This is a genomic window from Mesorhizobium sp. C120A, from assembly GCF_030323105.1.
GTDB lineage: Bacteria > Pseudomonadota > Alphaproteobacteria > Rhizobiales > Rhizobiaceae > Mesorhizobium.
Genome location: NZ_CP100476.1, coordinates 2,813,061 through 2,836,251 on the forward strand (window position 1 = coordinate 2,813,061; position 23,191 = coordinate 2,836,251).

At 63.3% G+C, this 23,191-nt stretch carries 23 protein-coding genes and 1 pseudogene; 14 read left to right on the forward strand and 10 right to left on the reverse strand.

Annotated features, from left to right (window positions below; translation table 11 throughout):
* Positions 1-57 precede the first annotated feature (57 nt).
* From NL532_RS13590 to NL532_RS13605, 4 genes are all read left to right on the forward strand, one after another.
* A complete protein-coding gene (locus NL532_RS13590) occupies positions 58-933 on the forward strand; it encodes an alpha/beta fold hydrolase (RefSeq protein WP_050590969.1) in 876 nt (291 codons plus the stop codon).
* Positions 930-1,379 carry a MarR family winged helix-turn-helix transcriptional regulator gene (locus NL532_RS13595; protein ID WP_023741716.1) on the forward strand — a complete coding sequence of 150 codons (450 nt, stop codon included), beginning with the start codon at positions 930-932 and terminating at the stop codon, positions 1,377-1,379. Before NL532_RS13590 ends, NL532_RS13595 begins: the two co-directional genes overlap by 4 nt.
* A 98-nt stretch (positions 1,380-1,477) precedes the next feature.
* The gene (locus NL532_RS13600) at positions 1,478-2,485 is read left to right on the forward strand and encodes a ribonuclease T2 family protein (protein ID WP_023741715.1); all 1,008 of its coding nucleotides are present in this window, start codon (positions 1,478-1,480) and stop codon (positions 2,483-2,485) included.
* Positions 2,486-2,555: 70 nt separating this feature from the next.
* Complete coding sequence (locus NL532_RS13605) at positions 2,556-3,170, forward strand: hypothetical protein (RefSeq protein WP_155923541.1); 615 nt, start codon at positions 2,556-2,558, stop codon at positions 3,168-3,170.
* A 5-nt stretch (positions 3,171-3,175) separates the two neighbouring features.
* Here NL532_RS13605 and NL532_RS13610 read toward each other — a convergent pair whose 3' ends face one another.
* The gene (locus tag NL532_RS13610) at positions 3,176-4,462 is read right to left on the reverse strand and encodes a GGDEF domain-containing protein (protein ID WP_023829232.1); all 1,287 of its coding nucleotides are present in this window, start codon (positions 4,460-4,462) and stop codon (positions 3,176-3,178) included.
* Between the two features lie 234 nt (positions 4,463-4,696).
* On the opposite strand from NL532_RS13610, the gene ettA reads away from it, so the two are divergent.
* The 3 genes from ettA to NL532_RS13625 all read left to right on the forward strand — a co-directional run bounded on the left by ettA (position 4,697) and on the right by NL532_RS13625 (position 8,419).
* On the forward strand, positions 4,697-6,346 hold the full coding sequence (ettA, locus tag NL532_RS13615; protein WP_023688009.1) for an energy-dependent translational throttle protein EttA: 1,650 nt from the start codon (positions 4,697-4,699) through the stop codon (positions 6,344-6,346).
* A gap of 49 nt (positions 6,347-6,395) precedes the next feature.
* Positions 6,396-7,166 (forward strand): trans-aconitate 2-methyltransferase, encoded by a 771-nt coding sequence (gene tam / locus NL532_RS13620; protein ID WP_023753545.1) that lies wholly within the window; start codon positions 6,396-6,398, stop codon positions 7,164-7,166.
* A 131-nt stretch (positions 7,167-7,297) separates the two neighbouring features.
* Entirely contained in the window at positions 7,298-8,419 is a 1,122-nt protein-coding gene (locus tag NL532_RS13625; RefSeq protein ID WP_023668239.1) for a beta-ketoacyl-ACP synthase III, read from the forward strand.
* Here NL532_RS13625 and NL532_RS13630 read toward each other — a convergent pair whose 3' ends face one another.
* Complete coding sequence (locus NL532_RS13630; RefSeq protein WP_023749129.1) at positions 8,420-8,566, reverse strand: hypothetical protein; 147 nt, start codon at positions 8,564-8,566, stop codon at positions 8,420-8,422. It lies immediately after the preceding gene.
* Between the two features lie 71 nt (positions 8,567-8,637).
* On the opposite strand from NL532_RS13630, the gene NL532_RS13635 reads away from it, so the two are divergent.
* Complete coding sequence (locus NL532_RS13635) at positions 8,638-9,255, forward strand: MOSC domain-containing protein (RefSeq protein WP_023829233.1); 618 nt, start codon at positions 8,638-8,640, stop codon at positions 9,253-9,255.
* 59 nt (positions 9,256-9,314) lie between these two features.
* Here the strand turns inward: NL532_RS13635 and NL532_RS13640 are convergent, their stop codons facing one another.
* Positions 9,315-10,157, reverse strand: coding sequence for an SDR family oxidoreductase (locus NL532_RS13640; protein ID WP_023729364.1), 843 nt, complete (start codon positions 10,155-10,157; stop codon positions 9,315-9,317).
* 145 nt (positions 10,158-10,302) lie between these two features.
* Complete coding sequence (locus tag NL532_RS13645; RefSeq protein WP_023668243.1) at positions 10,303-11,265, reverse strand: D-amino acid aminotransferase; 963 nt, start codon at positions 11,263-11,265, stop codon at positions 10,303-10,305.
* Between the two features lie 152 nt (positions 11,266-11,417).
* Between NL532_RS13645 and NL532_RS13650 the strand changes: the two genes are divergently transcribed.
* Entirely contained in the window at positions 11,418-11,924 is a 507-nt protein-coding gene (locus NL532_RS13650; protein WP_023735978.1) for a hypothetical protein, read from the forward strand.
* Between the two features lie 6 nt (positions 11,925-11,930).
* Here NL532_RS13650 and NL532_RS13655 read toward each other — a convergent pair whose 3' ends face one another.
* On the reverse strand, positions 11,931-12,245 hold the full coding sequence (locus NL532_RS13655) for a DUF2293 domain-containing protein (RefSeq protein ID WP_023668245.1): 315 nt from the start codon (positions 12,243-12,245) through the stop codon (positions 11,931-11,933).
* Entirely contained in the window at positions 12,242-12,748 is a 507-nt protein-coding gene (gene tsaA / locus NL532_RS13660; RefSeq protein WP_023712421.1) for a tRNA (N6-threonylcarbamoyladenosine(37)-N6)-methyltransferase TrmO, read from the reverse strand. The genes NL532_RS13655 and tsaA overlap by 4 nt, the downstream gene beginning before the upstream one ends.
* A 166-nt stretch (positions 12,749-12,914) precedes the next feature.
* On the opposite strand from tsaA, the gene NL532_RS13665 reads away from it, so the two are divergent.
* Positions 12,915-13,937 (forward strand): ArsR/SmtB family transcription factor, encoded by a 1,023-nt coding sequence (locus NL532_RS13665; RefSeq protein WP_023688015.1) that lies wholly within the window; start codon positions 12,915-12,917, stop codon positions 13,935-13,937.
* Positions 13,937-14,854: a methylenetetrahydrofolate reductase [NAD(P)H] gene (gene metF / locus NL532_RS13670; RefSeq protein ID WP_023829234.1), complete on the forward strand. Its 918-nt coding sequence runs from the start codon at positions 13,937-13,939 to the stop codon at positions 14,852-14,854. The genes NL532_RS13665 and metF overlap by 1 nt, the downstream gene beginning before the upstream one ends.
* A gap of 449 nt (positions 14,855-15,303) precedes the next feature.
* Here metF and NL532_RS13675 read toward each other — a convergent pair whose 3' ends face one another.
* On the reverse strand, positions 15,304-16,221 hold the full coding sequence (locus NL532_RS13675) for a DMT family transporter (RefSeq protein ID WP_023682155.1): 918 nt from the start codon (positions 16,219-16,221) through the stop codon (positions 15,304-15,306).
* A 210-nt stretch (positions 16,222-16,431) separates the two neighbouring features.
* Here NL532_RS13675 and NL532_RS13680 point away from each other — a divergent pair, with 210 nt between their 5' ends.
* Positions 16,432-17,652, forward strand: coding sequence for an alanine racemase (locus NL532_RS13680; protein WP_023668250.1), 1,221 nt, complete (start codon positions 16,432-16,434; stop codon positions 17,650-17,652).
* On the opposite strand, the gene NL532_RS13685 is transcribed toward NL532_RS13680, so the two are convergent.
* Positions 17,649-18,380: an SDR family oxidoreductase gene (locus NL532_RS13685; RefSeq protein WP_023690857.1), complete on the reverse strand. Its 732-nt coding sequence runs from the start codon at positions 18,378-18,380 to the stop codon at positions 17,649-17,651. The two genes, NL532_RS13680 and NL532_RS13685, sit on opposite strands and share 4 nt — an antisense overlap.
* 129 nt (positions 18,381-18,509) lie before the next feature.
* On the opposite strand from NL532_RS13685, the gene NL532_RS13690 reads away from it, so the two are divergent.
* Positions 18,510-19,409 (forward strand): LysR family transcriptional regulator, encoded by a 900-nt coding sequence (locus NL532_RS13690; RefSeq protein ID WP_023753542.1) that lies wholly within the window; start codon positions 18,510-18,512, stop codon positions 19,407-19,409.
* Between the two features lie 25 nt (positions 19,410-19,434).
* On the opposite strand, the gene NL532_RS13695 is transcribed toward NL532_RS13690, so the two are convergent.
* Both NL532_RS13695 and NL532_RS13700 read right to left on the reverse strand, forming a co-directional pair.
* A complete protein-coding gene (locus tag NL532_RS13695; protein ID WP_023746924.1) occupies positions 19,435-20,664 on the reverse strand; it encodes a lytic murein transglycosylase in 1,230 nt (409 codons plus the stop codon).
* A 32-nt stretch (positions 20,665-20,696) separates the two neighbouring features.
* Positions 20,697-21,494 (reverse strand): glycoside hydrolase family 25 protein, encoded by a 798-nt coding sequence (locus tag NL532_RS13700; protein ID WP_023753540.1) that lies wholly within the window; start codon positions 21,492-21,494, stop codon positions 20,697-20,699.
* A gap of 283 nt (positions 21,495-21,777) precedes the next feature.
* On the opposite strand from NL532_RS13700, the pseudogene NL532_RS13705 reads away from it, so the two are divergent.
* Positions 21,778-23,156 (forward strand): annotated as a pseudogene (locus NL532_RS13705) (serine hydrolase domain-containing protein).
* Positions 23,157-23,191: the final 35 nt, after the last annotated feature.

The following is a 23,191-nucleotide window of genomic DNA, read 5'->3' on the forward strand; positions in this document are numbered from 1 at the left end:
GTGTGCTGTCAATTTGGCTATATGACAGCATGCTGTCAATTGGATCGGAGCATGACCATGAAAACCGTTTCGCGCCGCGCGTTTCTGCTGGCGAGCCTTTCATCCGCAATGCTCCTGCCCGGCATTGCTTCCAGCCAAACCAGGGAGATGACCATGAAGACCATTGCCGGCCCGCAGGGCCAGCTTGCCGGCTACGACATCAAATCCGGCGGCGGCCTGCCGATCCTGTTCGCGCATGGCGATTGCAGCCGCGCCACACAGTGGAACCGGGTGATGCAGCTCACCGCAGGTGGCCGTGAGGCGGTCGCCTTCGATTTTCGCGGCCATGGCGCATCGGCGCCTGCAGCTGATGCCGACTACGGCTATGACGGCCGTGCCGACGATATTGGTGCGGTGGCCGATGCGTTCGGCCTGAAGCGGTTTGTCCTCGTTGCACATAGCGGCGGCAGTGGGGCCGCGCTCGCCTATGCCGCCGGCCATCCCGACCGTGTTGCCGGCATCCTGCTGGTCGATCCGGCGACCGATCCGCGCGCCCTGCCCAAAGAGATTCGCGACGGGTTCGTGCACGATCTGGCGGGGCCAAACGGCGGCGACGTCCTGAGCGCTTATTACATCTCGATCGCCGGCTCCAACCCAGATGTCCGCAAACAGGTCATCGCCGATGCGGCGGTGGTCGATCCGGCGGCTCGGGCAGGCGTCGGCAAGGCGCTGGCGGAATGGAATCCCGAGCCGACGCTCGACGCCTATCGTGGGCCGATCTTCGTGCTGGCCACGGAGGCCAATGACAATGCGGCGGCTCTGTTTCGGCTGCGCAGCCGAATTGGCCACAGAACCGTCGCCGGTTCCGGCCATTGGGTGATGCTTGACAAGCCGGAGGCGGTGGCTGAAGCCGTCAACACTTTCGTTTCCACCATCGAGGCCGGCCAGAAATGACAAGCAGGACCGAAGCCGGAGATGTGCTCACCGAACTGGTGCTTGCCGTGTTCCGGCTGAATGGCGGGTTTCTCGACGCGGCCGACCGGCTGGCGGAGCCTGCCGGGTTGACGGCGGCGCGCTGGCAGGTTCTGGGCGCGGTGCTGAAGGAGCCGAAATCGGTGGCCGACATTGCCCGCGACATGGGGCTTGCGCGCCAGAGCGTGCAGCGCCTGGCCGATATTCTGGCCGCCGAAGGGCTTGCCGCCTATGCGGACAACCCGGCGCACCGCCGCGCCAAGCTCCTGGCGATGACCGATGCCGGCCGGGCCGCGATCAGGGATATCGGCACGCGCCAGCATGTCTGGGCCAACCGCATCAGCGAGGGCATCGGGCCTCGCGTGCTTGAGACCGCGCTTGATCTGCTGCGTATGTTGACGAAGCGGGTCGAGGAGGGCGGGGTCTGATCGACCGAGCGATTGTTTTTTGCGGCGGACGAAAGAAATCGTAATTCTGACATGTCACACGTTTCTAGCTTGCGCTATGAAACGCTAGGAGTGCTGGAATGCGGATATCGGCGATATGGGGTGCGGTGTTGGTGGCGCTGGCCGGTGTCGGCCTAGCGCGCGCCGATGTGAAGATGAGCGGCTCCTTCGTGGCCGATGCTGCCTGTCCAGCAACGCAGGCAATCAAGAGCGGCAAGAACCCCGGCAATATCGCGACAACGGCTGGACAGAGCTACGACCTCCTGGCCGGCAACAAGGATGCGCCGACGCATTACCTCATCCGCGTGCCGGGCGCCGATCCTGAGCGTCGCTGGGTCAAGATCAGCTGCGGTCATGTCACCGGCGGCAGCGCAGCCGCCCTGCCGGCCGCGCCCGCCGATCAGGGCAAGCCTGCGGCTTCGGGAAAACCCGAATATGTTTTCGCGCTGAGCTGGCAGCCGGCCTTCTGTGAAACCAAGTCGAGCAAGCCCGAATGCCAGGCGCAGACGGCGGGCGGCTTCGACGCGTCGCATTTCACGTTGCATGGGCTCTGGCCGCAGCCGAATGGCAATTTCTATTGCCAGGTGCCGGCGAGCGACAAGGCCAATGACAATCCGGCCCATTGGGCAGACCTGCCGCCGGTCAACCTCGATGCCAATACGCGCGCCGAACTCGACCAGGTGATGCCGGGCACCGCCTCCAAGCTCGAACGGCATGAATGGATCAAGCACGGCACCTGCTACGGCAAGAGCCAGCAGGAGTATTTTGCCGAGGCGCTGAACCTGATGCGGGCGGTGAATGCCTCGCCTGTGCGCGAGCTCTTCACCAGGAACGTCGGCAAGCAACTGACTTCGGACCAGATCCGCAGCACCTTCGACAGCGCCTTCGGCGCCGGGGCGGGCGCGCGGGTGCGTGTCTCCTGCCTGGTCGATCCGTCGAGCGGCAGGCGGCTGATCGGCGAGCTGACGCTCGGCCTGACCGGCCCGATCGGCCCCGACAGTTCGCTGGGCACTCTCATGCTCGCCTCGGCGCCGACGACCAAGGCGGGCTGTCCGAAGGGCTCGGTCGATGCGGCCGGGTTCCAGTAGGATATCCGTCTGTCGCTTGGCAGTGACGCGGTGATATGGTCTGGATGTGTTTCATTCGGCGGGGGGGGCGATGAGTGGCATGACATCAGGCGCGCTGGCGCGGCTGGCTTTCTGGGCCAGGGGGATGACCGCCATAAAAGACGGCCGCATGGAATGGCCGGGCTTTTCCTATACCGATGCCGAGTGGGCGCGCATGCGCGTGCTTGCGGCGCCGATCGGGGCAGGCCGCTACCAGCTGTTCACTTGGGTCAATGCCGCGATCTTCATCGCCATTGCCGCGCTCGGCATCGTCTGTGTCTTCCTGCCGCTGGCGACACTTTTGTTTCCGGTGCCGGCCGACACCAGCGCGCTCAAATTCTCGGCTCTGCTGGCGGCGTGTGCCTTCCTCATAATCGGGCTCGGCTTGCCGATCTCCATGCGCCTGTCGAGCGCGTTGGCCATCTCCCGGGAGATGCGCGCCGGTCTTGTCGGCGAAGCCGGTGACGAAGCGCTGGCAGCAAAAGTGTCTTGGCAGATCAACCGCATCATGCTGGTCATGTGCGGCCTGCTGGTGCCCGGCATTCTGTTGTTCATCGCTTATGACATCGACGCCAGTCCGATCATCACCACGCTGAAATGGCTGGCCATCGCGCTGATAGCCGTTTCAGTTGCGGTCGGCGCGTTGCAGCAGCGCAAGCGGAGCTGACAACCTTATCCGCTGACGCCACGTGTGGACAATGTCCAGGCACTGAGGTCTTCGGCATCGTCATGCGCTTCGCCGACGACGCGGTCACGCCCGGTGGACTTGGCCCTGTAGAGACGCTCGTCGGCAAGGGCGAAGAGATCGGCAAGCGAGCCTACGGTCTCATCGACAGTGGCGATGCCGGCGCTGACGCTGATGTCGAACCGGTTTGCGCACGTCTTGACGGCCTGGCGAATGTTTTCGCCGAGCAATCTGGCGACCGCATGCGGTTGCGAGCAAAGGATGGCGAACTCCTCGCCGCCGATCCTGAAAACCTGATCGTGCGCGCCGGCCGCCTGGGTCAGCACCTGGGCGATCGATCTCAGCACCCTGTCGCCCTCGGCATGGCCGAAGCGATCGTTGATCGACTTGAAATGGTCGACGTCGACGATCAGCAGGCTGAGCGGCTGGGCCGTGCGCAGGCTGACAGCAACCAGACGTTCGCCGTCGCTGTCAAAGCGTCCCCTGTGCAACAGGCCGGTGAGGCCGTCGCGGCCGACATGTTCGACCAGGGCTTCGTAGCGCTCGCGGTAGGTCAAGGTATCGAAGACGTCGGACAATCCGCGCGGTGCGGTAACCCGCCGCGTTTCGAACCATCTGAGGTAGGCGACAAGCATGGCGCTGTAAGCAAAAGCGGCACCCATCTTGGCGAACCAGCCGCCGAAGAAGACGGCGATCGGTGCGCCTGCGACGAAATGCAGGGCGGTGAAAAATCCGGCCTGGTCGAAGGTGAGCACGCAGGCGACGCAAATCAGGATGCGGGAGAACGGCGCCTTGCGCAGATAACGCCCGAGCTTTTCGTAAAGCAGGATGATCAGGATGGCGTCGATGAAGAGCAGCGTCGTGCCCCACACCATCAGCCAGCCCAACTGGTCGATGAAACCGATATCGGGAAGCTTGCCGTCGGAAAGGGCTGAAATATCGTGCAGGCGCAGGATCAGGACCAGCCCGATCATCAAGGCGTTGCCGAGCAAAAGGCCATAGATCGGCTGGCGCACCGTGGCCGCATCTTCCTTCATGTAGAGCAGAAGCAGCATCACCAGCTTGCCGGAAAACAGCACCGCCGAGCCTGGCGAGACCATGCCGAAGGGCAAGGCGACATAGAAGACGCTGGCGAGATAGGTTTCGAGGAAATGCATGGCGCCCAGCGCGCAGACGAAGACGCCGAGGCCGATGCGATCCCTGAAGCGGAACAGCGTGACCATGACGCTGAAGTAGACGACCGCTTCGGCAAGGAGCAGGAAACTGTTCAGCACTACCTTCGGTCCGATCTTTACTTTCGATCGCGACAGGCCAGCGATCGATCCTGTTTTGACGCTGAAGGGTTAACCGGGGATTTCAACGCTCCCTACAACCGGCGGAAAACTTAACGTGCGGTGTACACCCGGCTTGAAATGGCAAAAGCGATTGCCGTTCGGCCCGGCATCGCCTACATAGCGGCCAACCTCCATTCAATCCGACATTTCGGTCAATCATCAAGGAAAGCGCGCGTGGCACGCCAGTTCATCTATCACATGGCCGGCCTCAACAAGGCCTATGGCACCAAGAAGGTGCTTGAGAATGTCCATCTCTCCTTCTATCCCGACGCCAAGATCGGCATCCTCGGCCCCAACGGCTCGGGTAAGTCGACGATCCTCAAGATCATGGCCGGGCTCGACAAGGAGTGGAACGGCGAAGCCTGGCTCGCCGAAGGCGCCACCGTCGGCTATCTCGCGCAGGAGCCGGCGCTCGATGCCAACAAGACGGTGTTCGAGAACATCATGGAAGGTGTCGCCGCCAAGACCGCCATCATCGAGCGCTACAACGAATTGATGATGAACTACTCCGACGAGACGGCCGACGAGTCCGCCAAGCTCCAGGACGAGATGGACCGGCTCAATTTGTGGGATCTGGAACAGCAGGTCGAGATGGCGATGGAAGCGCTGGGCTGCCCGCCCAAGGATTCCGAGGTCACCAAGCTTTCGGGCGGTGAGCGCCGCCGCGTCGCGCTCTGCCAGCTGCTGCTGCGTCAGCCCGACCTCTTGCTGCTCGATGAACCGACCAACCATCTCGACGCCGAGACCACGGCGTGGCTGGAAAAACACCTGCGCGCCTATCCCGGCGCGGTGATGATCATCACCCACGATCGCTACTTCCTCGACAATGTCACCGGATGGATCCTCGAGCTCGATCGCGGCCGCGGCATCCCCTATGAGGGCAACTACACCAAATACCTCGAAGCCAAAGCCAAGCGCCTCAAGCAGGAAGGCCGCGAGGACGACGCCCGCCAGCGTGCCATCGGTCGCGAACGCGAGTGGATCCAGTCCAGCCCGAAAGCTCGCCAGACCAAGTCCAAGGCGCGTATCCAGGCGTTCCAGGACCTGCTGGATGCAGCCGACAAGCGGCGTCCGAGCGATACGCAGATCGTCATTCCGCATGGCGAACGGCTCGGCAATGTGGTGATCGAGGCGGAAGGCCTGTCGAAGGGCTTTGGCGACACGCTGTTGATCGAGGGTCTGGAATTCAAGCTGCCGCCAGGCGGCATCGTCGGCGTCATCGGCCCGAACGGCGCCGGCAAGACGACGCTGTTCCGCATGATCACCGGCCAGGAAACGCCGGATGCCGGCTCTGTCCGCATCGGCGAAACGGTGAAGCTCGGCTATGTCGATCAGAGCCGCGATGCGCTCGATCCGTCAAAGACCGTCTGGGAAGAAATCTCGGGCGGCGCCGAAGTGGTCAAGCTCGGCAAGTTCGAGGCCAACACCCGCGCCTATTGCGCATCGTTCAACTTCCGTGGCGGCGACCAGCAGCAGAAGGTCGGCAACCTCTCCGGCGGCCAGCGCAACCGCGTCCATTTGGCCAAGATGCTGAAGACCGGCGGCAATGTGCTGCTGCTCGACGAACCGACCAACGACCTCGACACGGAAACGCTGGCGGCGCTCGAAGACGCGCTGGAAAATTTTGGTGGCTGCGCGGTCATCATCTCGCACGATCGTATGTTCCTCGACCGCCTGGCCACCCACATCCTCGCCTTCGAGGGCGACAGCCATGTCGAATGGTTCGAGGGCAATTTCGAGGACTACGAGCAGGACAAGATCCGCCGGCTCGGCCCCGAGGCCGTCAACCCGCACAGGATGACGTACAAGAGGTTGACGCGGTAAGGGAGCAACCGGGGCGGCGAATTTCTCAACTGATACGAGGAAAGCTTGAATGACCGACTGGTCAGCCGCCCAATATCTGAAATTCGAGGATGAGCGCACGCGGCCCGCGCGCGATCTTGTTGCGCAGGTGCCGGTGGATTTCCCGCGCCGGGTGGTCGACATCGGCTGCGGCCCGGGTAATTCGACCGAGCTGCTGGTCGAGCGCTGGCCGGATGCTGATATCAGCGGCTTCGACACCTCTCCCGACATGATCGAGAAGGCGAAGGCGCGCCTGCCCAGCGTCAATTTCGACCTCGCCGATGCCTCGACATGGCGACCGGCCGAGCCGGTCAACGTCATCTTCGCCAACGCGGTATTCCAGTGGCTGCCCACCCACCCGGTAGTGTTCCAGCGGCTGATGGGCTTTCTCGCCCCCGGTGGCGCGCTCGCCGTCCAGATGCCCGACAATCTGCTTGAGCCGTCGCATCAGGTGATGCACGAGACGGCCGCCGAAATGCCGTTCGCCGCCAAGATGGCAGGTGCTGCGCGCGGACCGCTGCCGGCGGTGTCGTTCTATTATGATCTCTTGTCGCCGCTCTCCGCCCGGGTGGATATCTGGCATACGGCCTACAATCATCCGCTGACCGACGCCGAGGCGATCGTCGAATGGGTGAAGTCGACGGGGCTGAAGCCTTTCCTCGATCCGCTGGACGCCGACGAGCGCAAGATCTTCCTCGACAGCTACACGGCCAAAATTGCCAAGGCCTATCCGAAGACCGCAAACGGCAAGGTGCTGCTGCGCTTTCCGCGTATCTTCATCGTCGCCAAGCGGGCCGGCTAGCACTCCCGATGACATCCGGCCACAGCCTATGGTTTAAGCCGGCGTAAACCGGTGGGGTGAGAAAAGTGTTGTGTCGCGCCCCTTCGTCGTTCACATGAGAACGACAACGCCTGCGCATGGACGGACTGGATATGCATCGCGTCATCATCAGCGGCATTGGCGTTGAAATCCCTGAAGCCAAGATCACCAATGAAGAACTGGTCGCCAGCTTCAATGCCTGGGTCGACACCGAGAATGCGCGCCGGCAAGGCACGGATGAGACGCTGCTGCAGAAATCCGACAGCGCCTTCATCGTCCATGCCTCGGGCGTCCAGACCCGCCATGTGATCGAGCGCGAAGGCATTCTCGATCCGACCCGCATGGCGCCGCGCATTCCGGCGCGGCCCGATGACGCGCTGTCGCTGCAGGCCGAGTTTGGAGTGGCCGCGGCCCGGAAGGCGCTCGACCATGCCGGCCTGAAGCCGTCCGACATCGACCTGGTGATCTGCTCGGCCTCGCACCAGCAACGGCCCTATCCGGCGATCGCTATCGAAATGCAGGAGGCGCTGGGCACCAAGGGCGCCGGCTTCGACATGGGGCTTGGTTGTTCATCGGCCGCGGCCGCCTTGCACATTGCGGCCAATCTCGTGCGGGCGGGTGCGCACAAGCGCGTGCTGGTGGTCACGCCGGAGATCATCACCGGCCATCTCAATTTCCGCGATCGGCAGACGCATTTCATCTTCGGCGATGCATCGGTGGCGATGGTGGTCGAGGGGCTGGGCGAGGGCGAGAGGCGGCCGGGGCGTTTCGAGGTGCTGGACACGCGCACCTGGACGCAGATGTCGAACAATATCCGCACCAATCTGGGCTATCACACCCGCACCGCCCAGGACGATCCTTACATGATCAACCTCGAAGGCAATCTGATCAAACAGGTCGGCAACAAGGTGTTCAAGGAAGTCACCGTCGCCGGCCACAAATTCATTGTCGAATTCCTCGCCGAGCACGGGCTGACGCCGCAAGCCATCAGGCGATTCTGGCTGCATCAGGCCAATGCGCGAATGAACGCCATGATCCTGAAACTGGCCTTCGGCCACGAGGTCGACCATGACCGCGCGCCGATGGTGCTGGAGCGGCTCGGCAACACCGCCGGCGCTGGCGCCATCATCGCGCTGTCGGAAAACCACGCCGACATGAAGCCCGGCGATTTCGGCGTGCTGTGCGCCTTCGGCGCCGGCTATTCGATCGGCGGCGCGCTTTTGCGGATGCTGTAATCAGGCCGGCATGAACGGCACCAGCATCGGTACGCTGCGGGCATAGTCGTCATAGGCGTTGCCGAGTTCTCCGCGCAGAAAGCGTTCCTCCAGCCTTGCCTTCATGACGATGCCGATGGACGCCATCAGCCGGTTTGATCGAATCATCATCGCTTTCGACTGGACCCGAGCCCACGGCTACGGCTAATGCGACGTCATCCTGCAGAAGGAACGAAGCCATGCTGGACCTCTTCCCGGAGTCTGAGAAGCCGGTCGAAATCATCCCCGCCAGGAAGCTGTCCGCCAAAGTGGCCGCTTTGTACGTCGCACCGTCAGATCACTTCCAGACGCGCCCAGTGGAAGCATTGCAACTCGGTTTCGAAGGCATCGACGGCGACTTCCACGCCGGCGCCACCCGTCGTTCCGGCGGTCGCGAACCCTGGTATCCGCGCGGCACCGAAATCCGCAACGAGCGGCAGATATCAATCGTAGCAGCGGATGAACTCGCCGTCGTTGCCGAGCGGATGGGGCTGGCCGAGATCAAGCCGGAATGGATCGGCGCCAATCTGCTGATCGAAGGCGTGCCGCATCTCTCGATGCTGCCGTCAGGCACGCTGCTGTTCTTTAGAGGTGGCGTGACGATCAAGGTCGATGCGCAGAACGGGCCTTGCCGGCTTGCTGGACGTTCGATCGCCGAAAACGCCGGGATGGCCGATCGGGAGGCCGGCGCGCTGGCCTTCCCGAAGGCGGCGAAACGGCTGCGCGGTCTCGTTGCCTGGGTCGAGAAACCGGGTCGTATGACAACAGGGGAAGAGATCTCGGTGCGCGTGCCCGAGCAGTGGATTTATCGATCCTAGTACCGGGCTAGGGCACGGGCTGCGCCGCCGGGGCGACGCAGCCGGATTTCAAGACGCGCTCAGGCCGCCTTGCGGTTCTTCTTGGCGCCCTGCGCCTCGACGGAAACGTGGTCCCACTTTTCCCACAGCGCGATGCGGTTGGCGTATTCCTGCTTGATCATCGGCAGGCCGCCATCGCCGAAGAAGACGCGCAGCGGCGGCTCGGCCGCGTCGACGATTTCAAGCATCGCCGGTCCGGTGGCCTCGGGGTCGCCGGCGACCGAGTTGGCGCGGCGTTCCGCCATCTTGGCGCGGGCCGGCGCGTAAGCCTCGATCGCTTTGGAGACCTTGGCCGAGGCGCCGGACCAATCGGTGGAGAAGCCGCCCGGTTCGACAAGCGTCACATGGATGCCGAATTCGGCGACCTCGATGCTGAGCGACTGGCTGAAGGCTTCGAGCGCCCATTTCGAGGCATGGTAAAGGCCGAGCGACGCAAAGGCGTTGACGCCGCCGATCGACGAGATCTGGATGATGTGGCCGGAGCCCTGCGCCCGCATGATCGGCAAAGCCGCCTGGGTGACCCAGAGCGCGCCGAACACATTGGTTTCGATCTGGTCGCGGGCTTCCTGTTCGCTGACTTCCTCGATGGCGCCGAAATGGCCATAGCCGGCATTGTTGATGACGACGTCGAGCCGGCCAAAGCGCTTGTGCGCCTCGGCGATGGCCGCTTCGACAGCCTTCTTGTCGGTGACGTCGAGCTTGATCGCGGCGACATTATCGCCGTATTTCGCGACGAGATCGGCGAGCGTGCCGGCATCGCGCGCGGTTGCGGCGACACGGTCGCCGCGAGCGAGTGCGGCCTCGGCCCAGACTCGGCCAAAGCCTTTCGATGATCCGGTGATGAACCAAACCTTGCTTGTCATGACGTGGAATCCTTGCCCATGCGGGCCGTGAACTGGGAAGCGGAGGCTTCTCCGCTTCCGCGATATACGGTGCGTCGAGCGATTTTCCAGAGGCGAGGGGGAATCTTTTTGGTCACGTCATCGTGTGGAGCAGGACCTTCGCCGGTCAGGGATAGCGCACCGGGCTCGACCAGGCCGGGTCGTCATGCTTTTGCCAGTAGAGCGCCATCAAGCGCTTTGTGATCCCGCCTATCTTGCCGTCGGCGACAGCAGCGCCGTCGATCACTGTCACCGGCATGATGCCGCCGGCGGTGGAAGTGATGAAGACTTCGTCGGCAGCCTTCAGCGCGGCAACGCTGACGTCGACGGCCGTGGTGGGAAGCGCTGCCTCGGCGCAGAGGTCGAAGACGGTGCGCCTGGTGATGCCGGGCAGCACGCCGGCGGCTGGCGTCGACAGCCTGCCGTCCTTGACGCAGAACACGTTGAAGCCGGGGCCTTCGGCGACATTGCCGTTGAAGTCGAGAATCAATGCGGTTTCGGCCCCACGATCATAAGCGTCGTAGAGGCCGCGCACGAGGTCGAGCCAGTGGTAGTTCTTGATCGCCGGATCGATCGAGACCGGCGGAATGCGCACCTTGTCGCTAATGGCGACATGCAGGCCGCGCCGCAACTGCTCGGCATTGGCGACCGAGCCGAAGGGAACTGCGAAGGCCATGAAGCGGTTGACCGCCTGGCGCGGATCGCGGCTGAAGGTCGGCGAGGCGCCGCGTGTGCACAGCATTTCGACATAGGCGGCGCGATGGCCCGACAGCGCCACGCAATTGTGCAGAATCTCGGCCACACCATCGCGGTCGGACGGGATCGTCATGCGCAGTTTTTGCAAGCCGGCGAAGAAGCGGTCGAGATGCAGGTCGAGTCGGAAGAAGCTCCCGTCCCAGACATGCACGGTGTCGTAGGTGGCGTCGGAATGCAGAAAGCCCCAATCCAGCACCGAGATCTTGGCTTGCGACATCGGCAGATACTGACCATCGAGAAAGGCGATGCCGTCGGGATAGGAATGCGGATCGATATGGCGATCCGACAAAGCCGGCAATGGCACAATGCTACCGGCTGCTGCGCTTCGGTTCATGGCGATTGGTCCCTTCGGCTTGATGCGGCAGATTCAAGCTAGTGGTCCCCTGCAGGCGGCATAGGGCCACCCAACCATCGCTGTTTGTCCTAGGTAGCACATTCGATATGCCCTATGGTCCGGCTTGAAAATATCCGGCCGGGAGGGGCAAAATGGGCAGATCTTTTCGGACCATCAGCTTTGCAATTTTCCTCGTCTTCGTCACTGGCCATGCCTTCGCGCAATGCGCTCGCGAGGGCGAGGCGCTGTGCCAGAACGGCCAGACCTATCGTTGCGAGAAGATGGGCAGCGAGCTGACGCCGATCTTTCAGAACGTGCCTTGCGTGGTCAACGCGGCGGGGCTCAACGGCGTCTGGACCGGCAGCGGTCATCAAAGTCCGGCCGGGGCTGCCGGCGCCGATTGGGCGATCGCAATGACAATCGGCGATGGCGCCGCGTCGATCGACTATCCGTCGCTCGGCTGCGGCGGATCGTTGACCCAGATTTCTCGCGACGACAGTTCGGCGGAATACCGGGAAAACATCAGCTACGGCCAGGACAAGTGCATCGACGGTGGCGGCATCACCGTCCGATTTTTCAAAGGGAACCTGTCCTGGACCTGGGTTGGCCAGGCCGACGGCCAGCCCTACAATGCGGTTGCCGTATTGAAGCGACGGTAGCTGAAGTTATTCCTCTTCGTCCTCTGCATCGAGCAGGCGCGTGGCGCGCCAACGGGTCAGCACCATGTTTGTTTGCTCGATGACGAAGAACCGCGCCGAGTCGCGGTCATAGCCCTCGGCCAGCAGCTTTTCATAGTCGGTATGGCCGTGCCTGATATGGGCGATCGTCGCCAGCCAGACCGCGATGCCCGGCGGCAGCGTCTTCATGTGCACGGCGCCGGCCTCGGTGCGGATTTTCTCCATATCGGCATAGGGCGCCAGGGGCAGCAGTGCGGTCAGCGCCTTGGCGATGGCGCGGCGGCGGCCGGTGGGCGCGCTCATTTTTCGTCACGCCCGGCAATGGTCGCCTCGGGAAAGGCGTCGGTCGAGGCGAAATAGGGCTTGATGTCGATCACCGGGGTGCCGTCGAGCACATCGATGGCGTCGATGGCGATGCGGCCGTGGTCGATGTCGACGGCGATCAGCCTGGCGATATGCAGCCCGACTGGGTTCGGCCGGGCAGGGGAGCGCAGCGAGAAAACGCCTTTCGGCTCAGCCGCATGGCGGGGTCTCTGGACAATCAGTGCCCGCGGCGCGTGATGCAGCCAGGACAGGATGACGATGTGGCTGGCCCGCTCCAGCGCAAGCAGGCCGTCGCGATAGGCAGGGTCGATGAGAACCGTGGCCGCCTGTCCGGCCTCGCGCGCCGCGCGCATGTTCTTTGGGCAGGTTTGCCTGGATGTCCATGGCGAGGCGATGCGGCCGATGAACACGATATGGCCATCCGCCGGCATGTCAGCCGGGTCAGTCTGCAGGAGCTTTTCGCCGTCGCGCGTCTCGAACATGGCTTTCGCCCTAGCACAAGTTTGCAGCCGATCGTCAGGGAAAAGCGGTTCTCTCGGGCGGGGACCATGTGTGCGGCATTTTCTTGTCAGGAAGCGACATAGGCCTTGCTATGCCGCCAAAGCTGACATAAACATATGTTTATATCTTTTCAACGAGAATACGCCAATGCATGTTTCGCTCGATACGATGGTTGATACGTTGAAGGCTGCGGCCGAATCGAGCCGGCTCCGCATCCTGGCGCTGCTGTCGCGCGGCGATCTCACCGTGTCCGACCTCACCGAGATCCTCAGCCAGTCGCAACCGCGGGTGTCGCGGCATTTGAAGCTGCTGCTGGAGGCCGGGTTGATCGGCCGCTACCAGGAGGGCTCGTGGGCCTTCTTCCGGCTGTCGGATACGGATTCCGCGCGCGACTTCGTCATGGGGCTGGTCTCTGGCATTCGCGGCGCCGATCCACAGGTCGAGCGCGATCTCGAGCGGTTGGCATCGGTCAAGCGCAAGCGCCAGGACCGTGCCGCCGAGTATTTCTCCGAGAACGCCGCCAGCTGGGATCACATCCGCTCGCTGCATGTGCCGGACCGCGCGGTGGAAGCCGCACTCCTCAAGCTGGTCGGCAAGCGGCCGTTCCAGTCGATGCTAGACCTCGGCACCGGTACCGGGCGGCTGCTGGAGATATTTTCGCCGCTCTACCGGCGCGGCGTCGGCATCGACATGTCGCGCGAAATGCTGACGGTGGCGCGGGCCAATCTCGACAAGGCAGGCATCGCCAATGCGCAGGTCCGCCAAGGCGACATTTTCGCGCCGCCGGTCGAGCGCGACGCCTTCGACCTCGTCACCATCCATCAGGTGCTGCACTATCTCGATGACCCGGCACGCGCCATTCGCGAGGCGGCGCGGCTGCTGCGTCCGGCGGGCCGGCTGGTGATCGTCGACTTCGCGCCGCATGCGCTGGAGTTCCTGCGCGACCAGCACGCGCATGTCAGGCTGGGCTTTTCCGACCGGCAGATCTCAGAATGGTTTGCCGAGGCCGGGCTCGATCTCGAGGATGCCCAGGAATTCGAGCCGCGCGGCGGCAACGAAGCCAGGCTCACCGTCAAGCTGTGGCTCGGCCGCGACCGCCGCATGCTGATGGCCGAGCCTTCCAATGACACCCAACCCACCAAAGCGTACCCTATGGGGGAAATCGCCTGATGAACCAGTTCCGCTTTTCCCGCCGTCCCGACATTGGCGACAAGGTCCGCGTCTCCTTCGAGTTCTTCCCGCCGAAGACCGACGAGATGGAAGCCAGGCTCTGGGACACCGTCACCAGGTTGGAGCCGCTGAAGCCGAGATTCGTCTCGGTGACCTATGGCGCCGGCGGCTCGACGCGGGAGCGCACGGCGCGCACGGTCAAGCGCATCCTGAACGAGACGACGCTGACGCCGGCGGCTCACATGACCTGCGTCGACGCCGCCCGCCATGAGGTCGACGCCGTCGTCCGCGAATTCGCCGATATGGGCGTGAAGCGCTTCGTCGCCTTGCGTGGCGATCCGGCGGCCGGCGTCGGCACCGCCTACCGGCCGCATCCCGATGGCTATGCCAATGGCGCCGAACTTGTCGGAGCGCTGAAGGACGCCGGCGATTTCGACATCTCGGTCTCGGCCTATCCCGAAAAGCATCCGGAAAGTCCGGACTTTGCCACCGATTTCGATATGCTGAAGCGCAAGGCCGACAATGGCGCGACGCGGGCGATCACCCAGTTCTTCTTCGACAACGATCTCTACGAGCGTTATGTCGAGAAGGCGCGCCGTGCCGGCATCTACATCCCGATCGTGCCTGGCATCCTGCCGGTGCACAATTTCACCCAGGTCGCCAATTTCTCGGCGCGCTGCGGCGCGCTGGTGCCGGCATGGCTGGCCGAGCGTTTCGAAGGGCTGCACGACGATCCGCAGACGCATGCGCTCGTGGCGTCTGCCGTGGCGGCCGAGCAGGTGCTCGATCTCGTCGAGCGCGGCGTCAGCGACTTCCATTTCTACACCATGAACCGGGCCGACCTGGTGTTTGCCATTTGCCATATGATCGGCATCCGCTCCCACGAAACAGAGGCAGCTGGATCCGCCGCCGCCTGAGCTTCATCGTGGTATGAAATCTGAAATGCAAAAGGCCGGGCGAAACACCCGGCCTTTCGAATTTGTGGGCTATTGCTGCTGTTCTTCCGCTCCGGCGGTTACGGAAGAACACCTATGATAAGGGCGCCAATGAAGGCAAATGCAGCACAGATCATCAATGCGTTGATTGGCCTCGTAAGTCCCATGTCATAGTCTCCTCTTCAAGAGCTATGGGTGGAGTCTAGGGGCATTTGTGCCACAGGCAAGCGGAAAATATGCTGCAATGCGACGCGATTGTGGAATTTGCGACCTGCCACCTGGCGTTAGGCATTGAAACTCTTCGGCAAAACCCGCTGGTAGCCTGTGAATAAATTGTGACGTGGCTGTGACGAAAGCGAGGCATGGCAGCGCTACCAGACCTAAAGCGCGTCGTTGTTCCAAAACCGCTGCGCACTTTTGGTCGACGGGCATTAGCGCCGACCAAACAACCGCCCGTCGATCGTCACCAGGCCAAGCGCGATCAGTGCCATGCCGCAGAACTCGAACAGAGCGAGCCGCTCGCCGAGGAACAGGAGGCCGAGCAGGATGGCGCTGGCCGGGACGATGAGCGTGACCAGCGAGGCGTTGGTGGCGCCGGCCGAGGCGACGAGGTTGAAATAGAGGATGTAGGCGAAGGCGGTGGAGAGCAGCGCCAGCGCCAGCACCGCCGTCCAGACCGGCGGCGAGGCCGAGAACAGGCCGGCCGGGCCATAGGTGAGCAGCACCACCGGGATCATGATGATGGTCGACGCCGTCAATTGTCCGGTGGCGATGACCGGCGAGGGCACGCCCTTGAAGCGGCGGGCAATCATCAGCGCGACGGCGTAAGACAGCGAGGCGCCGATCAGCGCGAATTTCGCCCAGACCGGGCCGCCGAGCCCGGCCAGCAGGCCGGGGCCGATCATGACAGCGGTGCCGGCGATGCCGAGCCCGATGCCGGCAAGCTTGTTCCAGGAGAGCTTTTCGTCCGCTGTCAGCGCGTTGGCGAGGATCAGCGTCCAGAACGGCGTCGTCGCGTTGAGCACCGAGGCGACGCCGGCGCCAAGCGCGGTCTGGCCGGCAAAGATCAGCGAGAACGGGACGACATTGTTGGCGAGCGCCAAAAGGAAAAACAGGCCGGCATGCGGGAAGGCGAGGCGGAAGGACGGACCGCGAATGCCGAGATAGAGCTGCAGTGCAATGGCCGCAATGGCAACGCGAAACAGCACCAGCACCAGCGGGTGCATTTCGGCAACGGCGATGCGGGCAAAGAAGAACGAGCCGCCCCAGATGGCGCCGAGCAGCAGAAGCTGTCCCCAGTCCCTCAGCGTCATCGGTCCGCGCTGCACGGCTGTCGTGGCTATTGCCATCGTGAACGTCCTCCCCGCGGCATCAATGCCAGCCACTCAGGCAGAAGGCATATCGGGTCCGGCGACAAGAGCCACCCGAAACCTGATTGCTGACAACAGTGCTGCCAGGAGGATGCGCCGCTGGGTCAGTGCCCGCCAGACACAGAATTGTTTTCTTTGGCCGCTAGCTTGGATTAATTGTGCGCAGCCGAGAAGTCAGGGGATTCGTCCATGCAGCGATTCGAGAATGCCCGCGAGGCGGCGCTGGCGCTTCGGCCGGACGATCCGGTCTACTGCTTTCGCCCGCAGGTGCTGAAGGCGGATGCCAAACAGTTCATGGGCATGTTTCCCGGCAAGACCGCCTACGCAGTCAAGACCAATGGCGAGCAGATCGTGCTGAAGGCGCTGGTCGAAGCCGGCGTCACCGCCTTCGATGTGGCCTCGCCCGGCGAGTTCGCCGCAGTGCGCGCCGTCTCACCCGACGCCGAGATGCTCTACATGCATCCGGTCAAGGCGCAGTCGGACATCAAGCTTGCGCTGGAAAAATACGCCATCCGGGTCATTTCGCTCGACCATGAGGACGAGATCACCAAGCTGACGCGGGTGGTGCGGGCGCTTGACATCGATCCGGGCTCCATCAGCGTGTTCGTGCGCATCCAGACCAAGGGTTCGGCGGCCTATGAACTGTCGAAGAAATTCGGCGCCGGGCCGGCCTATGCTGTGGAACTCGCCGAGCGACTCAACCGCACCGGCTACAAGGTCGGCCTGTGCTTTCATGTCGGCAGCCAGATCGAGGATCCCGACACCTATGAACGGGCGCTGGCCTCCGCCGATTGGGTGCGCAACCGGCTGACCTTCGACATTGCGGGCCTCGATGTCGGCGGCGGCTTTCCCGCCGAGTACGGCCATGACCCCAATCGCAAGCAGATCGAGATGCCGTCGCTCGGCCAGATCATGTCGCGGCTGTCGGGCGACCTGAGGGAATACCAGTTCGACCAGATCCCGTTGGTGGCCGAGCCCGGCCGGGTGATCGTGGCGCGCTGCCTGTCGCTGATCGTGCGGGTGCTGCTGCGCAAGGGCAAGCGGCTCTACATCAATGACGGCATCTGGGCGTCGCTGTCGGATTCTTGGACCGGCAAGATCACACTGCCGGCCCGCTTCATCCCCGATCCGGCGATCCGCTCGCGCAATGGCGAGGAGAAGAACATCGTGCCGTTCAAGGTCTGCGGCGCGACCTGCGATTCCGTCGACATCCTGTCGCGGCCGTTCTGGCTGCCGGAAACCGTCGACACCGGCGACTGGATCGAGATCGGCCATATCGGCGCCTATTCGCTGTCGCTAAGAACCCGCTTCAACGGCTTTTATCCCGATACCTTCGTCGAGGTGACGACGCCGTTTGACGAAGGCGATGCGCCGCAGGGATTCGCCAGCCTGGAGACGATGGCGGACTAAGCGACCCCGCCACCGGCCTGGATATTCTCGCCGGTCAGCCAGCGGGCCTCGTCGCTGGCCAGGAAGACCGCGACATCGGCAACGTCGCGGGGCGCGCCGATCCTGCCAAATGGAGACATGCCGGCCGCCACGGCGCGATCGCGCTCGGGAAGCAGGTCCGTGTCGGTGAAGCCAGGCGACAGCGCATTCACGGTGATGCCGCGCGGTCCGAGTTCACGCGAGAGCACACGGACGAATTGTTCGACGGCGCCCTTGCTGCCGAGATAGAGCGCCGTTTGCGTGAAGAACATCTTGGTGCCGCCGGTGGAGACCGCGATGATGCGGCCGCCGTTTCGCACACGGCGCGCTGCTTCCTGAAGCACGAAGAACGTGCCCTTGGCATTGGTGCCGAAGACATGGTCGAAATCGGCTTCGGTTGCCTCGGTCAGAGGCTTGATGACGGCGACGCCGACATTGGCAACCACGATGTCGATCGCGCCGAACTCACTCTCAGCCTCGTCAAACAGGCGATGAATATCCGAGACGCTTGATATGTCGGCCTGGACGGCGATCGCCTTTCCTCCCTTGCCGGCGATGGCGGCCACGACCTCGTCAGCGGCTTCGTGGTTGCCGACATAGTTGACGACGACGGCAGCGCCCTTGGAGGCGAGGCCTTCGGCGATGGCTCGCCCAATGCCGCGCGAACTGCCGGTGACGAGTGCGGTTTTGCCTTGCAAGGACTTGGGCATGATACGTCCTTCAATCATTCAGGCCCGTGCCGGATTCATCCGACGGGTCCGCTAGTCGAGAAATAGGGCCATGCAACTGATCAGATAATGGCCTATTATCTGACTAGCTTGTTAATCTAGGGATACACAATGCGCGGTTCTGAATTCGCCGAGCTCAAGGCATTTGCCGCAATCGTGGAAGAGCGTAGTTTCGTCCGCGCCGCCGCCCGGCTGCGTGTTTCCCCGCCGGCGCTCAGCCAGTCGATCCGGCAACTGGAGGCTCGCATCGGCGTCAGGTTGCTGAATCGCACGACGCGTAGTGTTTCACCCACTGGTGCCGGCGAGACGCTGTTTGCGCGCCTTGCCGTTGCGTTCGAAGAGCTAGAGGGCGCCGTAGCGGACATTCATGCCGCGCGTGATCGGCCGGCGGGTTCGCTACGAATAAACGTGCCGCGTGTTGCCGCGGTGCGGTTCATCGGCCCGATCCTTGGCGACTTCCAACGCGCCTATCCTGATATAGCGCTGACCGTCATCGTCGACGATACGCTGACCGACATTGTTCGAGGACGGTTCGATGCCGGAATCAGGCTTGGCGAGCGGCTGGAGAAGGACATGGTGGCAGTGAAACTGAGCGGGGATTTGCAGATGGCGGCGGTGGCCGCTCCCGTCTATCTCGAAAATCGGGCCATACCGCGCCATCCGCAGGAGTTGCATCAGCACCAATGCATAAAATTCCAGTGGCCTGGTGGCGGCAACCTCTATCGATGGGAGTTCGCGCGCGGCAAACGGTCTCTGGAAATCGCCGTCGAGGGCAGCCTGACTGTCAACGACACCGAGCTGATGCTGAACGCGGCGCTGGGTGGAGCAGGCGTTGCCTACATGATCGACTATCAGGTCCAGTCCTGGATCGATGCGGGCAGGCTGATGAGATTTCTAGAGCCCTGGTCGCCCAGCTTTCCAGGCTTCTTCCTGTATCACCCGAGTCCGAGGCACGTCCCCCCGGCTTTGCGGGCATTTATCGACTTCGTCCGGGCAAGGAGTAGGGAATAAGGAACCCAGCTTGGGCAGATTCTACTCACAGTTTCCCCAAAAGCTCCGGCGTCGGCCAGCCGTCTACCGGCATGCCGAGCCGCATCTGTTCCTTGCGGATGGCTTCGCGGGTGTTGGTGCCCAGAATGCCGTCGACGGTGCCGACGTCATAGCCCCTGGCTTCGAGCTTAGTCTGCAATTCCTTCATCTGGTCGCCATTGAGCCCGGTTTCGGGATTGCGCGGGTCGAACTGCTTTGCCCCGGCTAGCCGGCTGGCGAAGTTGGCGGCGGTTAGCGCGTAGGTGAAGGACTGGTTCCATTCGAGATAGACGTCGAAATTGTCGTAGGCGAGGAAGGCCGGACCTTTGCGGCCCATCGGCAGCGCCAGGCCGGCCTTCAGGCCATTGTCGATCAGCGGCGTGCCATCGGGATTGGTGACGCCCCAAGCGGCCCATTGCGACAGCGGCAACTTGTTGGTGCGGCCGGTCTGCTCCCAGGGCATGTCCTCGGGCACGCGCACTTCCTCGATCCAGGGCTGGTCGCGTTTCCAGCCGCGCGACAGCACCTTGTTGGCCGTGGTCATGATCACGTCGGGTACGCTGCGCCTGAGGTCGACGATGCCGTCGCCGTCGCCGTCGACTCCGCGCGCGAGATAATCGGAAGGCAGGATCTGGGTCTGGCCGATCTCGCCGGCCCAGGCGCCGGTGACGTCGGCCGGAACGACGCCGCGATCGATCAGCGTCAACAGCGGCACCAGTTGCGGCCGAAACAGCTGCGGGCGGCGGCAGTCATGCGACAGCGTCACCAAGGCGCTCAGCGTGTGGAAATCGCCCTGTACGGCGCCGAAATCGGTCTCCAGCCCCCAGAAGGCGGTGATGATCGGCGCCTGGACACCGAACTGCTGGTCGGCGCGCGCAAAGATTTCGGCGTATTTCTTCAGGTTGGCCGCGCCCTGCTTCAGCCGGTAGGCCGAGATCATGCGGTTGGAGAACTGGATGAAGGTCTGGGCGAAGACGCCCTGGGCGCGGTCACGCGCCAGCACCTTGTCGTCGATGGCGGCGGCTTCCAGCGCGTCAAGGCCGACAGCGCCGACACCGGCCGCCTTGGCTTCCGCCGCCACGCCTTGCTTCCAGGTTTCGAAGTCGCCGCCGCATTCCTGCGCCGCCGCCGGCACGACCGCGGCGCCGAGCAGCAGGGCCGCGAGCAGCCCGGAGCGCAGGCGGCTCTTCGACTGTTTCCGGCGTGGATATCCCAGTGGTTGCAGGTAGGTGCGCATGGGACGTCGAAAAGCAGGCGGCAGAGCCGGTGTCAACGGGTGTTCTGCCGCAGCCACTTTTTCCAGGCTGCCTCAGTGCCGTTGAAGACGTTGATATCGGACTTGCCGGTCATGCCGGGAACGATACCGGTTCCGGTGTATTGCCAGAAGGTGAAAGGGTGGCTGCCGTACTTCTGGCGGGGGTGGCCGGCCACCGAGCGCAGCCAGTAGGGATAGCCGCGGAACGTCGAAAGGTCGTTATCGTCGAAGAAATCGACCGAGGTGTAGATGATCGGCTTCTTGCCGTAGTGCCGCTCGATCATCTCGAGAAAGGTGGTCATTTCGGCCCGCACCGTCGCCGAATCCGGGCGCAGCCGGCAGGTCGGCGATTGCGGGTTCCACTCCATGTCGAGCACCGGCGGCATGGCCGAGCGGTCGACGGGCACGTTCTGGATGAACCAGCGCGCCTGGGTGGCGGCCGGCGTGCAGAAATAGAAGAAATGGTAGGCCGCGCGCGGAATGCCATTGGCCTTGGTGCGCGACCAATGCTCGTTGAAATACTCGTCGAAACGGTCGCCGCCCTCGGTCGCCTTGATGAAGGCGAAGGAGATGCCGCTGGCCTTGGCCGTCGGCCAGTCGACCGAGGTCTGGTATTTGGAGACGTCGGTGCCGTGAACGGCATAGTTCCAGGGCGCGCCGCTATCCCATTCATGCGGCTTGGAGTCTTCGAAACGCGGTGCGCGCACGGCAACCGTCGGGCTGCTGGATGGCGACATCGAGGGCACGAGATCGCTGGCGGTCGAGCAGGCGGCCAGCAGCGTCAACGTGATGAGGGCCGCAAAACGGCGCATCGCATTTCCCGAGCCGGAATCAGCCGGTCGCTGTTGGGTTGTCGTTGCAAGTGCCCCTCAGGCGATCGCCCCACAGCATCGCCTGATACGCTATTTTCGTGCATGTCGTTGTCCCAAAACCGCTGCGCACTTTTGGGCGACATGCATCAGTGATCGCCGATCATGGTTGATAACAGGTTGACGGCGCTCGACAAGAACACCGATTGTGCGGAAGCAATGGCGGCAAATCGATGACATAAATCGGGCCGCAAGCCACGGCCAGCGGAAAAGCAGGGACGGAAAGATGCGGATCGCCGTGAAGATCATCAAATGGCTGCTCGGCCTGGTCGTGTTGGCCATAGCCGCCCTGTTTACCTGGCTCTACATCGCGCCGCCCGACCTGATCCGGGTCGGTTCCGGTTATTCCGCCAAGATTGTCTGCTCCAATGTTTTTATCGCCGGCCGTGATCCCAATGAGGTGCTTGCCATCGACGTGCAGGCGCCTGGCCATCCGCTTCTCAGGCTGATGAAGGTGTCGGTCGACAAGAACAGGGGACCGTCTCGGCCGGGCTGCTTGGCTTCCTCGGCAAGAGCGTTGCCGTTGCGCGCGCCGGCCTGGGTTGCGCGTCGGTTCCCGATGGCGACGTCGGCAAGGCACGGCGCACGTCAATCCCTGCCGAGGCGTCGGCGGCCACCAAGGGCGATCTGTGGCCCGAGGGAGATCGAGTCGACGCCTCGCAAAATCCCGAAATAAACAAGATCCTGGACGGTGCGGCAATGACCGGCATCGGCATGCGCGCCGTGGTGGTGGTCAAAAACGGCCGCATTGTTGCCGAGCGTTATGGCGACGGCTTTTCGGCGAAAACGCCGCTGCTGGGCTGGTCGATGACCAAGACGGTCAACGCCGCGCTCGTCGGCACGCTGGTCAAGGACGGCAAGATGGCGGTGACCAATCAGGGCCTGTTCGGCTCATGGAAGGCGGACGGCCGCGCCGCCATCAGCCTTGCCGATATGATGGCGATGTCGAGCGGACTCGAGTTCAACGAGGATTATGGCGACGTTGCCGATGTGACGCGCATGCTCTACCTCGAACCGGATATGGCGGGCTTCGCCGAGGCCAAGCCGCTGACCGGCGACGTCGGCAAGGTCTTTTCCTATTCGAGCGGCACGGCGGTGATGCTGTCGCGGCTGTGGCAGGATGCTATCGGCGACAAGGACAAGGCGCTGATGTGGCCAAGGGCAGCGCTGTTCGGGCCGCTCGGCATGCAAAGCGCGGTGCTCGAAACCGACGAGGAGGGTACCTTTGTCGGCTCATCCTACCTCTATGCCACGGGGCATGACTGGGCGCGGTTCGGCCAATTCCTGCTGCAGGGCGGCGTCTGGAACGGCAACCAGATCCTGCCGGCCGGTTTCGTCGACTGGATGTGCGAACCGGCACCGGCCTCGAAAGTCTACGGCAAGGGGCAACTTTGGATCGAAGCCCCGGGGGACGAAGGAAATCCCGGCGCCGGCGTCGCCGCCGGACTGCCCAACGATACCTACTGGATGGAGGGCCATGACGGCCAGACGGTCGCCATCATCCCGTCGGAGCAACTGGTGGTGGTGCGGCTGGGGTTGACGCCGGCCAAGCTCGGCTACCGGCCGCAGGTGATGGTCGGCGCGCTGATGAAGGCACTGCGCTAGCTCCCTTACCCTCCCTTGATTGGGAGGGCGGGGGC

Coding starts and splice junctions, on each gene's coding strand:
- NL532_RS13590 (WP_050590969.1), top strand. CDS start 58: ATGAAAACCGTTTCGCGCCGCGCGTTTCTGCTGGCGAGCCTTTCATCC.
- NL532_RS13595 (WP_023741716.1), top strand. CDS start 930: ATGACAAGCAGGACCGAAGCCGGAGATGTGCTCACCGAACTGGTGCTT.
- NL532_RS13600 (WP_023741715.1), top strand. CDS start 1,478: ATGCGGATATCGGCGATATGGGGTGCGGTGTTGGTGGCGCTGGCCGGT.
- NL532_RS13605 (WP_155923541.1), top strand. CDS start 2,556: ATGAGTGGCATGACATCAGGCGCGCTGGCGCGGCTGGCTTTCTGGGCC.
- tam (WP_023753545.1), top strand. CDS start 6,396: ATGACCGACTGGTCAGCCGCCCAATATCTGAAATTCGAGGATGAGCGC.
- NL532_RS13625 (WP_023668239.1), top strand. CDS start 7,298: ATGCATCGCGTCATCATCAGCGGCATTGGCGTTGAAATCCCTGAAGCC.
- NL532_RS13630 (WP_023749129.1), bottom strand. CDS start 8,566: ATGATTCGATCAAACCGGCTGATGGCGTCCATCGGCATCGTCATGAAG.
- NL532_RS13635 (WP_023829233.1), top strand. CDS start 8,638: ATGCTGGACCTCTTCCCGGAGTCTGAGAAGCCGGTCGAAATCATCCCC.
- NL532_RS13640 (WP_023729364.1), bottom strand. CDS start 10,157: ATGACAAGCAAGGTTTGGTTCATCACCGGATCATCGAAAGGCTTTGGC.
- NL532_RS13645 (WP_023668243.1), bottom strand. CDS start 11,265: ATGAACCGAAGCGCAGCAGCCGGTAGCATTGTGCCATTGCCGGCTTTG.
- NL532_RS13650 (WP_023735978.1), top strand. CDS start 11,418: ATGGGCAGATCTTTTCGGACCATCAGCTTTGCAATTTTCCTCGTCTTC.
- NL532_RS13655 (WP_023668245.1), bottom strand. CDS start 12,245: ATGAGCGCGCCCACCGGCCGCCGCCGCGCCATCGCCAAGGCGCTGACC.
- tsaA (WP_023712421.1), bottom strand. CDS start 12,748: ATGTTCGAGACGCGCGACGGCGAAAAGCTCCTGCAGACTGACCCGGCT.
- NL532_RS13665 (WP_023688015.1), top strand. CDS start 12,915: ATGCATGTTTCGCTCGATACGATGGTTGATACGTTGAAGGCTGCGGCC.
- metF (WP_023829234.1), top strand. CDS start 13,937: ATGAACCAGTTCCGCTTTTCCCGCCGTCCCGACATTGGCGACAAGGTC.
- NL532_RS13675 (WP_023682155.1), bottom strand. CDS start 16,221: ATGGCAATAGCCACGACAGCCGTGCAGCGCGGACCGATGACGCTGAGG.
- NL532_RS13680 (WP_023668250.1), top strand. CDS start 16,432: ATGCAGCGATTCGAGAATGCCCGCGAGGCGGCGCTGGCGCTTCGGCCG.
- NL532_RS13685 (WP_023690857.1), bottom strand. CDS start 18,380: ATGCCCAAGTCCTTGCAAGGCAAAACCGCACTCGTCACCGGCAGTTCG.
- NL532_RS13690 (WP_023753542.1), top strand. CDS start 18,510: ATGCGCGGTTCTGAATTCGCCGAGCTCAAGGCATTTGCCGCAATCGTG.
- NL532_RS13695 (WP_023746924.1), bottom strand. CDS start 20,664: ATGCGCACCTACCTGCAACCACTGGGATATCCACGCCGGAAACAGTCG.
- NL532_RS13700 (WP_023753540.1), bottom strand. CDS start 21,494: ATGCGCCGTTTTGCGGCCCTCATCACGTTGACGCTGCTGGCCGCCTGC.